We start from the raw sequence: 13,532 nt of genomic DNA, 5'->3' as shown, positions 1-13,532 counted from the left end.
GTTATCTCAAAGGTAACACATAAGCCGATTATGAAACTGACTTCAACAGCTTAGCACCAAAGATTGTGACCTGTGAGCACGTGTATGAAATTTTAATCTTCTTGGCTGTTCCCTTTTAATATATCCAATAACCATGCATTTATTACGATAAGTGCTCTCTCTTGTTTCGCCTGAAATAATGATTTAATAACTAAAAGTCCTATTTAGGGACTATAAACTATAATTTATTTACGTATGAAAACAACTATATTAAAACCGGCAATTTTCGCAGTTCTCATATTAATGGTTTTCACCGAAACAACGGCTCAATCGGCTTTCACCGAAATTTACCCCAATATTAAAGTGGCTATTAACAGCGAAAAATTAAATACAAATCAGTACAATTCCAAGTTTAAAGGCTCTATCTTGGATTATACGGAAACCAAGACTGACGGAACACAAGTACAGGCAAAAGCGTACAGACGCAATTCCAATATCGAAATATTCGAAAAGCCTGCATACCCTGCCATCCATACCATTTATAAAGAGTTTTATCCCAATGGGAGTTTAAAGCAAAAAGGAGTATTATTGCCTCTACAGGTAAAAGTAGGTAAATGGATCGAATGTGATGCCCGCGGTAATTGCTCAATCATAGATTATGAAAGCGGGCGGGATGCTTTTGGATATAACGATGTATTAGAATATCTCGAATTTGAGGGCGTTTACAACAAAACCGACGGCAACATATGGAAATGTACCTTCTGGCACACTCCTGAAAGCAAAACATGGGGTGTAAGAGTCGATAAAGACGGACAGCAATACAAGATGTTTAACTTCGACAGCGCAGGACAAGAGGAAGTGAAAGAGTTTGACCTGTCCGGCAATTCAAACTCAGCAAAACCTGTCAGCTCATTCGAACAAAATGAGGAGACGGATGGATTAAAAAACCGAACTAATCGCTAACTTTGCTGTTCTATAGGCTATAGAACATTCAGAATGAAAAGATACAACATGCCGTATCCTTACGGAGAAACGAAAACAGTAATATTAGCAAACGGAGAATTCCCTGCCCACCCCGTTGCTTTGGCAATATTAAATAACAGTAAATACCTTGTTTGCTGCGACGGAGCTATTAATAATCTGGCTAAAACCAATTTGATACCGGATGCTATTGTTGGCGACTGCGATTCGCTATCGGAGGATAGCTTATCTAAATTTGCAGATATCATACACCGCATCTCTGAACAGGAAACAAATGATCTGACAAAAGCAGTACAATTCTGTATAAAACAAGGTAAACGCAATATTACCATTCTGGGAGCGACTGGTAAAAGAGAAGACCATACAATAGCAAATATCAGCCTGCTATGCGATTATATGAAAGATGCCGATGTGGAAATGGTTACGGATTATGGAGTATTTGTAGCTATTGATTCCGACTCAATATTCGAAAGTGAAGTAAAGCAACAAGTGTCACTTTTCTCTATTGACAAAATGCCTTTAACCTCCCATAACCTCGCATATCCAATAAATAATCATGTGTTTACAAATTGGTGGCAGGCAACACTGAATGAGTGTACAGACACTGAGTTTACAATAGAGACAAAAGGCCGGGCCGTGGTATACCGGGCATTTTGAAAGAAAATGTCATCCCATTTCCTTCGCCTTGTACGCCATGGCATAAAAACGAATCTGCTTTATCATCGAAACCAACCCATTGGAACGGGTAGGACTAAGATTTTCCTTCAAACCGATCTTTTCTATAAAATAAAGGTCGGTATTGATAATCTCATCAGGAGTTCTGTTCGATAAAACTTTGATAAGCAAGGCAATTATCCCTTTCACGATAACAGCATCACTCTCTGCTTTAAATACGACTTTGCCATCGACATAATCGGCCTGCAACCATACACGACTCTGGCATCCCACTATAAGATTATCTTCTGTCTTCGATTTATCATCCAGTTTATCAAGGGAGTTACCCAGTTCTATGAGGAGCGCATAACGATCCATCCAATCGTCGAACATGGAAAACTCTTCTATTATCTCGTCTTGTAATTCGTTTATTGTAGCCATTCTTATTTCTCCTTATAGATAACCTCTAGGACTGTCTGTCCGACAACTCCGAGTGTTTGCTTGCTGATGTTGCTCATATCATCTTTCTGAGTATGCCACGAATGGAAAAAACCGTGTTCCGTATTTGGTCTGTAATCGATAATATCTACACTTGGAATACGGCGCACCTCATTCACAGGTACATGGTCATCGGTAATACCCCCTATAGTATCACCTTTAAAAAAGGTTCCGAAGTTTAGCTGTCCGGCAGTACTCCAAATCTTTTCTACAATATTCTTTGCATAAATGCGTGAATATTCTTCTTTGTAGAAAGTAGCTCCATCGGCACCTACCATATCGAGTAAAATACCATATTTAGCCTTATAATTAGGTACATGCGGATTTTTAGCCCAGTATTGGGAGCCTAAGCACCATGTATTTCCTTCGATAACAGATTTCTCTGCAAACTCAGGTATACCGTAATCTTCCGCATCGAAGAAAATGATATCCACTCCTACTTCCGGAGATTGAGATTGAATGATACGGGCTATTTCGAGTAACACACCTACTCCACTGGCAGCATCGTTTGCGCCTAACACAGGTTTGTGATAATTATCCGGATTAGGGTCGTGGTCTGAATAAGGACGTGTATCCCAATGAGCAAAGAGCAATACCCTGGTCTTCTTATCCAGTCCGTAAGAACCTATTATATTACGGGAATTCAGTTTTGTTCCATCATATGCGGTCAGCACCATCTTTTGCTCCTGCACGTCTGCACCGAAACGCTTCAGTTCGCCCACAAGATAATCACCGCAGGCAATATGCTGAGGGGTATTAGGTACGCGGGGACCGAAAGCGACTTGCTTATCTACAAACTGATATGCACTATCGGCATTGAAATCGGGCGAAACTTTCTGGTATGCTTCCACTGCTTTTGACGCAGTTTTATTATTACATGCACAGGCTATCAGCGACAGCATAAGGCACACAGCGATAATATTCTTAAAGGTCATTTTATTTACAGTTAAAATATACAGGTGCAAAGATAAGAAATGATATGATATCCTTAAAGTCATTTTAATATTATCAAGGGCAAACGCACGAAATATGTGTTTTTATGCAGAAAGTTTATCTATGCTATTTTTAAGTGTACTAGTAGATAGTATACTAGTTTACAAGAAAAGGGAGTTCTTTGAAATAATTAATTAGCAAATTTACCTCGTCTTCACTTCGGTGGACGTTGTTTGTAAGTTAGCATATTAGCAAATGTTTTTTTAGTTGAAAGTTGAAAATTGAAAATTGAAAGTGATAATAAAAAAATGTGTAAAAAGTCAGATTTGTCAAGTTTTGTACATAAGCTATTGGCTAACAGCTATCAGCTAATAGCTAAAAAAGTGTAACCTTTGTTACCTTGTATTTTTAACCACAGAGTAAACGGAGTAGCACAGAGTCTTTTTATTTACGGGATGCTTCGCTTCACTCAGCATCGACAAAGTTGGTTATAGTTTACTACTAATTGTACAGAGTGTTACAAGTGTTACCTTTTTAGCAGTTACGGGTTATTTACTGTTTACTGCTAACTGTTTACTGTAAATTCTGTCAGAAGTGTCAGGTTTTAACTAAATACAGTTAATAAACGTAAATAAAATGATAAGTGATGAGTTTTAAGTAGTGGGTAGTGAGTTCGTCGCTTCGCGACATTGGCACATCGGCGCGCAGACGTCCCGTCTGCATGTTGCGTAACAAACATTTTCGCCCTGTCAACAAGATACGGACTGGAAGTCCGCGCCAGCAGGGTGATTGGCATTATTCATTCTTAATTATTAATTGTTTTCTATGTTACTTTTTAACTATATATGATTAATGGATGTAAAAATGACAGTGCGGAAATAGTCCAAAAAATGTCAGATGTGTCAGGTTTTAACTATATACAGTCAATAAATGTAAATGAAATCAATGGCTAAAATCCTCGATTTCGTGCGTTTGCCCTAAATATTATCTGATTAAGGCTATTACAAAAAAAGCCGCATTACTGCGGCTCATTCTTATCGTCAAAATCCCTTAGGCGTCAATCTTGGCATAAGTGGCATTTTCTTCTATAAACTCACGGCGAGGGGCAACATCTTCACCCATTAGCATGGAGAAAATATGATCAGCTTCAGCTGCATTCTCAATTGTCACCTGACGTAAGGTACGGTGTTCAGGGTTCATTGTTGTATCCCAAAGCTGGATAGCATTCATCTCTCCAAGACCTTTATAACGTTGTGTATGGATTGAGTTCTCGTCACCATCACCATATTTATCGATAAAGGCACGGCGTTGCCTGTCGTCCCAGCAGTATTCTTCCACTTTCCCTTTCTTACATAAGTAAAGCGGTGGAGTAGCAATATACACATAACCTTTCTCTAGCAAAGCTTTCATATGACGGAAGAAGAATGTAAGAATCAATGTAGCAATATGACTACCGTCCACGTCCGCATCGGTCATTATCACTACTTTATGATAACGCAATTTTTCCAGATTCAACTCCTTCGAATCTTCATCAGTACCGATAGAAACTCCAAGAGCAGTGTATATATTCTTTATCTCGTCACTCTCCAATACTTTGTGAGGCATCGCTTTCTCTACATTCAATATCTTACCCCGTAAAGGCAGGATAGCCTGAAATGCACGGTCACGACCTTGCTTTGCAGTTCCACCCGCAGAATCCCCTTCGACAAGGAATATCTCGCAATTGGAAGCATCTTTACTGGAACAGTCTGCCAACTTACCCGGAAGCCCTCCTCCTGTAAGCGGAGATTTACGTTGTACCATTTCACGGGCTTTACGTGCAGCAGCACGAGCCGTAGCGGCAAGTATAACTTTTTCAACTATGATCTTAGCTTCTTTCGGATGTTCTTCAAGAAAATGCCCTAAAGCTTCACCTACAGCCTGATCTACAGCTCCGATAACTTCATTGTTCCCAAGTTTTGTTTTGGTCTGTCCTTCAAATTGCGGCTCTGCCACTTTAATAGAAACTACAGCAGTAAGACCTTCACGGAAGTCGTCTCCACTGATTTCTATCTTGACTTTTTCCAACATCTTCATATCATCGGCATACTTCTTCAAAGTACGCGACAATGCACGACGAAAACCTGTAAGGTGAGTACCGCCTTCGATAGTATGAATGTTATTTACATAAGAATAGACATTTTCATTATAAGAAGTATTATAAGTCATCGCTACTTCTACAGGAACGCCTTGCTTCTCTGTCACAATGTGTATAACATCATCAATCAAGGCCTCTTTTGAAGCATCTATATAGCGCACAAATTCCTCTAATCCTCTTTCAGAATAGAATATATCGGTACGGAAAGTCCCGTCTTCTTTCTTCTGGCGAAGATCGGTCAACGAAAGACGAACTCCCGCATTCAGGAAAGCAAGCTCGCGAAGACGCGACGCCAGTGTATCATATTTATATTCGGTAACTGTGAATATCGTATCATCCGGTTTGAAAGTGATGGTTGTACCATTATCCTTTGTTTCACCTATTTTTTCTACAGCAGTTAATGGTTTGCCACAAGAATACTCTTGTACGTATATATTGCCCTGCTTATGGATCTCAGCACGCAGGTGTGTAGAAAGAGCATTCACACATGACACCCCTACCCCATGCAGTCCACCCGACACTTTGTAAGTTCCCTTGTCAAATTTACCTCCGGCATGCAATACGGTCAATACAACTTCCAGAGCCGATTTCTTCTCTTTCTCCATGATATCCACCGGGATACCACGTCCATTATCCTTTACAGAAATAGAATTATCTTCGTGAATAGTAACTTTTATATCGTCACAATAACCAGCCAGGGCCTCGTCAATAGAGTTATCAACAACTTCGTACACTAGATGATGCAAACCTTTTTCGCTGATATCACCAATGTACATCGCAGGTCTTTTCCTTACAGCCTCCAGACCCTCAAGCACCTGAATATTCTGCGCCGAATAAGACTCGCCTGCCATTTTTTGTTTCTCTGTCATATTTATTTCTTGCTATTTTTAAGGTGAATAATCACCTAATGTTTTGCGTTCAAAAATCTAACAAATATACGAATTTTTATCGAGAAAAACAAGTAAATAAATAACCCTTTTATCACTCAAAATAGAAGATAAAATATCAATAAAACAAAAGGAAATCTTTGATTATCCAATTTTCTTATTTTCTTTGTAAAAGATAAATGCACCTAATATATCAATCTTCATGAAAAACAAAATTTTGCTCTTTACGTTCTTCATATTTTTGCTTTCCATAATCAGTTGTTCCGATAAGAATGACAACAAGGAAGATATCAAATATTTAAGTCTGTCTAAGAATGAATTGTCATTCAGCGCAGAAGGCGAGACACAGACTTTTTCGATAAAATCTAACACTGAATGGAAAATAATCGTAGAAGAAAATGATTGGATAACCATCAGCCCCTTAAGTGGAAAAGGGAATATGAACATCTCGGTAAAAGCATCTGAGAATACAATTGAGACCGTGCGTTCAATATCTTTATCAGTAAAAACCGCAGAAAGGTCTGAAACTGTAAAAATTAATCAGGAGGCTGCACCTCCTGTAATTCCCGATCCGGAAGGACACCATTACCCTCTTTTGACGATCACCACAGAGAATGGAAAGCCAATTACATCAAAGGAAGATTATATAAACGCCACTATTACTATTGAATCCCGGAATGAAAAAGGTGAAATCGTTGAAAAATTACTCGAAGCTACCACCGAGATAAGAGGCCGGGGAAACAGTACATGGGGAATGGAAAAGAAACCATACCGTCTTAAATTAAGCAAGTCCAGCGAAATACTAGGCATGCCCAAAAACAAACATTGGGTTTTATTAGCGAATTATTCTGATAAAACCTTGATGAGAAATGAGCTCGCTTTTGAAATCAGCCGTCGTATGGGATTTGCCTATACCCCACGTATGGAATATGTAGATGTCGTTCTCAACGGTGACTTCATTGGTAATTATATGATCGGAGAACATATAAGAATAGATAAGGACAGGGTGAATATCGCCGAAATGGGGCCATCTGATACAAATATCTCAGGTGGATACCTGCTGGAAATAGACGAGCGAAAAGGAGAACCTGTGTGGTTCGAAACCGAAGAAGCAAAAATGGTGTTTTGTGTAAACAGACCAGAGGACATCCCCGCTATTCAAAAGGAATATATCCGTGAGTATATTCAAAACATAGAAAATATTATCTACGGGAAAGATGGGATCAACACTGTTTCCGAACTACCAAAATACCTGGATATGAAATCCTTCATTGATTATCTTCTACTAAGTGAATTATCAAAAAATGTGGATAGTAATCTTCGCCTAAGTACTTTTGTGTATAAAGACAGGGATAATGATAAGTTATACTTTGGCCCTGTATGGGATTACGATATCGCTTTTGGAAATGTAAACTACGAAGGCTGCGAAATTACAACCGGCTGGTATGCACGGATTAAAGCTGCCTGGTATCAAGAATTCTTTAAGCATGCAGAATTTGATAAAATGGTGACAGACCGGTGGATCGAGTTGCGAAGTGACAAGCTCAGCAATCTGTATCCATTTATCGACGAATTAGCTGACAGGATGAAAGTATCCCAGTATAAAAACTTTAAGCGGTGGCCGATATTAGATAAAGCTGTATGGCCAAATCCTATTGTAACAGGTAGTTATCAAGGAGAAGTCAATTATTTGAAAGATTGGCTTACCAGAAGAATAAACTGGATGGATCAGACATTGAAATAAACTCCAACCCATATTAATAAATGAGGGTATTGCAATTGATGCAATACCCTCATTTGTTATATCTGCTACATTAAATTATAATTACCACCTCTTTGCCACCTTATTAATAAGCTTTTTCACCTTCAGAACAAACTTTAATTCTTTATATTTCTTATTATCAATAAATCCATATTTATGCTTTATCTCATAATAATCGGAATAAAAATCAAAGTATGAAGAGGATATACCGCCTAATCTAAAATTAGATATTACAACATCCACTTCTTCCAGACTCACACCTTGGCTTGCGCATCTGCAAATAAAATCATAATCAGCCAATACTTTTACAGATAAATCGAAAGCTCCGAATTTATCATAGACAGCCTTTGACACGAAGAAAGTTGAATGCGGCAATACGCTCTCAGAGATGAAAGCAGCACCACGTCGTTGTACATTAAATATCTTATCATCTTTCCAAACCCGTTCAATACCATATATCATGCAGTTAGATCGATTTACTTCTCCATCAGTAAACTTATCCCACATTACTTCCAAAGCATTATCTTCGTACCAGTCATCAGAATTTGTAATCCCCACAAGCTCTCCTTGCGCCAGAGTAATCCCCTTATTCATTGCATCGTAAACACCTTTATCCGGCTCGCTCAACATTCGCACACTTACCCCTTTCTGCTCAAAAGCAGGTATATAGCTTTTTATTTTCTCCACTGTATTATCTTTGGAGACACCATCAACAATGATGTATTCGAAATCAGAAAATGTTTGCCTGAGTAAGGCTTCAATTGTTCCATGTATTGTATTTTCTGAATTGTAAGTAGGTGTTATAATAGAAATCTTTGGCATATCTTTTTATTTATGAATCCACAAAGATAGTGTGTTTTTTTTCAATATATCACTCAGATATCTCACACAACAATCTAACTGTTCATTTAAAACTTTGAAAACCTCACCTGCTAATAGTTACGAACAATCAAAGATATATATTACTTCGATATCTAAGTACTCAAGTTAAAATGAATATGACAATCATATGATTCAGATAACAAGCATAGTTCCAATCAATATCATGGAACGAAAAGCCCTTCAAAAAGAGATATCCATTTAGGCATTACATTCTCTTCTTTTAAAAACATTATATTTTCACGAGCCTGTTTTCCCATTTTTTGTCTTATAACTACATCATCCATCAACAAAGTCAGTCTTTCTTTAAATTTTTTTTCGTCACCCATTTCAACATAAAATCCATCTTCTCCGTCAATTATTACATCACGTGGTCCACATTTACAGGCAAAGCATACAGCAGGTACTCCACATACCATGGCCTCTAGTAATACCATAGGTAAGCCTTCATAACGAGATGGTAATGCAAAAATTGAACTATGAAGAAACTCTTTTGAAATATCCTTTACCGGTGGCCGTAATTCTACACGCCCCCCCAAATTCAAACTTTGTATTTTTGACTTAAGTTTTGCACCTTTCGCTCCTGTTCCATACAGAGTCAGAATCCAATCTGGATATAGAGATTCAATCTTATGCCATATATCAAATATTTGATCAAATCCTTTTTGATAAGTATATCGTCCGACAGCGATAATTCTTTTGGTTTTCAAATCCGAAGATTTCTCTGGAATAAAAGTCAATGGGTTCGGGATAACCTCTATATTCGGAATATTAGCTACAAGCCACGACTTTTTATCTTCGTTCGTTAAAACAACAAACTTATCATATCTTCTTACTATTTTGTTGAACTTAAAATAGTAAGCATTTAACAATATTCGCCCTAATTTACTATTTTCAAGCTTTGCCAATTTAAATTTTCGTCTATATTTTGAAAAATGAGTCTCCAATATCTTTTTACTGCCATCATTTACCTCATACAAATAATTCATTACGCGCATTCCTGTGGAAATCGCAATATCAGGTTTTACATCTTTCAGGTAAAGTGATAATCTATCAACAAAAAGTTTTTTGTATTTTACTCTAATTGAGGGTAGTGCTAAATTATAGAATTTGATCCTGGAATCAAATTCAAAAAAAGGCTCTTTTTCTTCATGGCAACAACTTACAATATGCACATCATAACCTATATTAACAAAGTAATTCGATTTTAGAGAAACAACTCTCTCTATGCCCGCCGAGTTTGTATAATCATGAACAATATAGACGATTTTCATAAGAATTATAAAATCAGAATGAAGGTATAAAGCTAACTATTTTTTCTACATAATTACTTATTTCTATGAAGATTATCTATTTTTCAAAGAGATCATTATCACTGTCCATACCCAAACGAAAAAAGTCCCTCACTACTATAGTGAAGGACTTCTCTTCTTAAAACGGCGGTAACCTACTCTCCCACTTGCGCAGTACCATCGGCACGACCGGGCTTAACTTCTCTGTTCGGAATGGGAAGAGGTGGAGCCCCGGTGTTATAACCACCTGAATGCTTTTTATAGTGGATAGTTGATAGTGGACAATGTTTTATATGTAACTGTCAACTCTCAATTTTCAACTATATTGACTGATGTAAAAGAGCCTGTATCGTTATCTTATATTCCTAATATAGCAAACCTCTGGTTTGTTGTTCGGTGCCAGTTGACTACGGTGAGTATACTGGCACCATTGAAAGCGTCCGGGCAATTAGTACTACTCGGCTATGACATTGCTGCCTTTACACCTGTAGCCTATCTAGGTCGTAGTCTACAACCACCCTTAATGGATATCTTATCTTGAAGTCGGCTTCGTACTTAGATGCTTTCAGCACTTATCCAATCCGGACTTAGCTACCCGGCGATGCTCCTGGCGGAACAACCGGTAGACCAGGGGTCCGTCCAACACGGTCCTCTCGTACTAGTGTCAGATCTCCGCAAATATCCTGCGCCCACGATAGATAGAGACCGAACTGTCTCACGACGTTCTGAACCCAGCTCGCGTGCCACTTTAATGGGCGAACAGCCCAACCCTTGGGACCTGCTCCAGCCCCAGGATGTGACGAGCCGACATCGAGGTGCCAAACCATTCCGTCGATATGAGCTCTTGGGAATGATCAGCCTGTTATCCCCGGAGTACCTTTTATCCTTTGAGCGATGGCCATTCCATACTGAAACCACCGGATCACTATGCTCTAGTTTCCTACCTGATCGACTTGTGGGTCTCTCAGTCAAGCGTGCTTATACCATTACACTCTACGAACGGTTACCAATCGTCCTGAGCACACCTTTAGAAGCCTCCGTTACTCTTTTGGAGGCGACCACCCCAGTCAAACTACCCACCATACACTGTTCCTGTATCAACAGGTTAGATTCCAAACAATTAAAGGGCCGTATTTCAAGGGTGGCTCCACAAGTACTAGCGTACCTGCTTCATAGCCTCCGGCCTATCCTACACATCAAGTGCCCAGAATCAATGTAAAGCTATAGTAAAGGTTCACGGGGTCTTTTCGTCCCATCGCGGGTAATCGGCATCTTCACCGATACTACAATTTCACCGAGATCACAGTTGAGACAGTGTCAAGATCATTACACCATTCGTGCAGGTCGGAACTTACCCGACAAGGAATTTCGCTACCTTAGGACCGTTATAGTTACGGCCGCCGTTTACTGGGGCTTCAATTCAATGCTTCTGATTGCTCATGACATCTCCTCTTAACCTTCCAGCACCGGGCAGGTGTCAGGCTATATACTTCTTCTTTCAAATTTGCATAGCCATGTGTTTTTGTTAAACAGTTGCCTTGACCTATTCTCTGCGGCCAGCCTTCCAGCTGGCACCCTTTATCCCGAAGTTACAGGGTCATTTTGCCTAATTCCTTAACTGTGAATCGCTCGAGCGCCTTAGTATTTTCAACCCGACTACGTGTGTCCGTTTGTGGTACGGTTGCTATACAGATTAGCGTTTAGCGGTTTTTCTAGGCAGTCTGTTTACCTGCATTATCTACGCTCCCGAAGGATTGTAGTACTATCAGTTTCAACTCTCACGGCGGATTTGCCTACCGTAATCTACGTCTACTTCCTTTAACCAAGTAATCCGTCACTTGGCAGCAGTGTCACTCCTGCGTCCCCACATAACTCTGTATAACAGTACCGGAATATTAACCGGTTCTTCCATCGGCTTCGCCGTTCGGCTACACCTTAGGGTCCGACTTACCCTGATCCGATTAGCGTTGATCAGGAAACCTTAGTCTTTCGGCGAGGAGGTTTCTCACCTCCTTTATCGTTACTTATACCTACATTTGCTTTTCTACACGCTCCAGAATACCTGACGGTACGCCTTCAACGCCGAGTAGAATGCTCCCCTACCGATAATATTTTATCCCATAGCTTCGGTAACATGTTTATGCCCGATTATTATCCACGCACGACCACTCGACTAGTGAGCTGTTACGCACTCTTTAAATGAATGGCTGCTTCCAAGCCAACATCCTAGCTGTCTTAGTAGTCATACTTCGTTAATTCAACTGAACATGTATTTGGGGACCTTAGCTGATGGTCTGGGTTCTTTCCCTCTCGGACATGGACCTTAGCACCCATGCCCTCACTCCCGGTAAAATCTTATGCCCATTCGGAGTTTATCTGGACTTGATAGGCGGCGAAGCCCTCGCATCCAATCAGTCGCTCTACCTGACATAAGTTATAAGCCGAGGCTGCACCTAAATGCATTTCGGGGAGTACGAGCTATCTCCAAGTTTGATTAGCCTTTCACCCCTACCCTCAGGTCATCCGAAAGCTTTTCAACGCTTACCGGTTCGGTCCTCCATTTGGTGTTACCCAAACTTCAACCTGCCCAAGGGTAGATCACTTGGTTTCGCGTCTACTCCTACTGACTAAAGCGCCCTGTTAAGACTTGCTTTCGCTTCGGATCCGTACATCATTGTACTTAACCTTGCCAGTAAGAGTAACTCGTAGGTTCATTATGCAAAAGGCACGCCGTCACAATTTAATGCTCCGACCGCTTGTAGGCACATGGTTTCAGGGTCTCTTTCACTCCTCTGTTCGAGGTGCTTTTCACCTTTCCCTCACGGTACTGGTTCACTATCGGTCTCTCAGGAGTATTTAGCCTTACCGGATGGTCCCGGCAGATTCACACAGGATTTCTCGTGTCCCGCGCTACTCAGGAGTCTGCTAGGCTTCATATCTGATTCGTATACGGGATTATCACCCTCTGTGATCGCTCTTTCCAAAGCGTTCTACTTCAAATATTTCTTGCCACGGCGCAGTCCTACAACCCCGATATTGCCTAAACAATATCGGTTTGGGCTTTTCCCATTTCGCTCGCCACTACTTTGGGAATCATTTTTATTTTCTTTTCCTACGGGTACTTAGATGTTTCAGTTCCCCGCGTTTGCTCACTACATACATAGTGTAATATCCTCTTCGGATATTGGGTTGCCCCATTCGGAAATCCACGGATCAAGGGTTATTTGCACCTTCCCGCAGCTTATCGCAGCTTATCACGTCCTTCTTCGCCTCTGAGAGCCTAGGCATCCCCCATGTGCCCTTTCCTACTTTCTTTTTTTCTATCTAATAAAGTACCCGAAGGTAGTTTATTAGCAGGGTTTGATAGATTATTTTTATAATCTAACTTTACTTGCTCTTTTTTTACATCATGTCAAAGATCGTTCTCTAATGGAGAGTGGAAAATGGAAAGTGGAAAATTTTTAAACTTTCAACTCTCAATTGTCTACTTTCAATTGAGTAGTGGAGAATAACGGATTCGAACCGTTGAC

General features: G+C 39.9%; 8 protein-coding genes and 2 rRNA genes. 3 read left to right on the top strand and 7 right to left on the bottom strand.

Features of this window, described 5'->3' with window-relative positions; translation table 11 throughout:
• Nucleotides 1-234 precede the first annotated feature (234 nt).
• Both IR083_RS09040 and IR083_RS09035 read left to right on the top strand, forming a co-directional pair.
• Nucleotides 235-942, top strand: coding sequence for a hypothetical protein (locus IR083_RS09040; protein WP_194224045.1), 708 nt, complete (start codon nucleotides 235-237; stop codon nucleotides 940-942).
• A gap of 33 nt (nucleotides 943-975) precedes the next feature.
• A complete protein-coding gene (locus IR083_RS09035) occupies nucleotides 976-1,617 on the top strand; it encodes a thiamine diphosphokinase (RefSeq protein ID WP_044215267.1) in 642 nt (213 codons plus the stop codon).
• A gap of 9 nt (nucleotides 1,618-1,626) precedes the next feature.
• On the opposite strand, the gene IR083_RS09030 is transcribed toward IR083_RS09035, so the two are convergent.
• From IR083_RS09030 to gyrB, 3 genes are all read right to left on the bottom strand, one after another.
• Entirely contained in the window at nucleotides 1,627-2,055 is a 429-nt protein-coding gene (locus tag IR083_RS09030) for a SufE family protein (RefSeq protein ID WP_006797507.1), read from the bottom strand.
• Between the two features lie 2 nt (nucleotides 2,056-2,057).
• The gene (locus tag IR083_RS09025; protein ID WP_006797506.1) at nucleotides 2,058-3,047 is read right to left on the bottom strand and encodes a M28 family peptidase; all 990 of its coding nucleotides are present in this window, start codon (nucleotides 3,045-3,047) and stop codon (nucleotides 2,058-2,060) included.
• A gap of 1,048 nt (nucleotides 3,048-4,095) precedes the next feature.
• Nucleotides 4,096-6,051 carry a DNA topoisomerase (ATP-hydrolyzing) subunit B gene (gyrB, locus tag IR083_RS09020; RefSeq protein ID WP_006797504.1) on the bottom strand — a complete coding sequence of 652 codons (1,956 nt, stop codon included), beginning with the start codon at nucleotides 6,049-6,051 and terminating at the stop codon, nucleotides 4,096-4,098.
• 220 nt (nucleotides 6,052-6,271) lie between these two features.
• Between gyrB and IR083_RS09015 the strand changes: the two genes are divergently transcribed.
• Nucleotides 6,272-7,813 (top strand): CotH kinase family protein, encoded by a 1,542-nt coding sequence (locus tag IR083_RS09015; RefSeq protein WP_194224044.1) that lies wholly within the window; start codon nucleotides 6,272-6,274, stop codon nucleotides 7,811-7,813.
• A gap of 81 nt (nucleotides 7,814-7,894) precedes the next feature.
• Here IR083_RS09015 and IR083_RS09010 read toward each other — a convergent pair whose 3' ends face one another.
• The 4 genes from IR083_RS09010 to IR083_RS08995 all read right to left on the bottom strand — a co-directional run bounded on the left by IR083_RS09010 (nucleotide 7,895) and on the right by IR083_RS08995 (nucleotide 13,318).
• Nucleotides 7,895-8,653 (bottom strand): glycosyltransferase family 2 protein, encoded by a 759-nt coding sequence (locus tag IR083_RS09010; RefSeq protein ID WP_194224043.1) that lies wholly within the window; start codon nucleotides 8,651-8,653, stop codon nucleotides 7,895-7,897.
• Between the two features lie 221 nt (nucleotides 8,654-8,874).
• Nucleotides 8,875-9,984, bottom strand: coding sequence for a glycosyltransferase family 4 protein (locus IR083_RS09005; RefSeq protein WP_194224042.1), 1,110 nt, complete (start codon nucleotides 9,982-9,984; stop codon nucleotides 8,875-8,877).
• A gap of 160 nt (nucleotides 9,985-10,144) precedes the next feature.
• Nucleotides 10,145-10,253 (bottom strand): 5S ribosomal RNA (gene rrf, locus IR083_RS09000).
• A gap of 176 nt (nucleotides 10,254-10,429) precedes the next feature.
• Nucleotides 10,430-13,318: ribosomal RNA gene (locus IR083_RS08995) — 23S ribosomal RNA — on the bottom strand.
• Between the last annotated feature and the right edge of the window lie 214 nt (nucleotides 13,319-13,532).

It is taken from the genome of Dysgonomonas sp. GY75 (assembly GCF_015234155.1).
Taxonomy (GTDB): domain Bacteria; phylum Bacteroidota; class Bacteroidia; order Bacteroidales; family Dysgonomonadaceae; genus Dysgonomonas; species Dysgonomonas gadei.
Note: the sequence above shows the minus strand (reverse complement) of the source record. Positions and strands in the feature narration are given on the sequence as shown.

What these genes read in the sequence shown, in the direction of transcription:
- gyrB (WP_006797504.1), bottom strand. Translation starts at nt 6,051, where the DNA reads ATGACAGAGAAACAAAAAATGGCAGGCGAGTCTTATTCGGCGCAGAAT.
- IR083_RS09010 (WP_194224043.1), bottom strand. Translation starts at nt 8,653, where the DNA reads ATGCCAAAGATTTCTATTATAACACCTACTTACAATTCAGAAAATACA.
- IR083_RS09035 (WP_044215267.1), top strand. Translation starts at nt 976, where the DNA reads ATGAAAAGATACAACATGCCGTATCCTTACGGAGAAACGAAAACAGTA.
- IR083_RS09030 (WP_006797507.1), bottom strand. Translation starts at nt 2,055, where the DNA reads ATGGCTACAATAAACGAATTACAAGACGAGATAATAGAAGAGTTTTCC.
- IR083_RS09025 (WP_006797506.1), bottom strand. Translation starts at nt 3,047, where the DNA reads ATGACCTTTAAGAATATTATCGCTGTGTGCCTTATGCTGTCGCTGATA.
- IR083_RS09005 (WP_194224042.1), bottom strand. Translation starts at nt 9,984, where the DNA reads ATGAAAATCGTCTATATTGTTCATGATTATACAAACTCGGCGGGCATA.
- IR083_RS09040 (WP_194224045.1), top strand. Translation starts at nt 235, where the DNA reads ATGAAAACAACTATATTAAAACCGGCAATTTTCGCAGTTCTCATATTA.
- IR083_RS09015 (WP_194224044.1), top strand. Translation starts at nt 6,272, where the DNA reads ATGAAAAACAAAATTTTGCTCTTTACGTTCTTCATATTTTTGCTTTCC.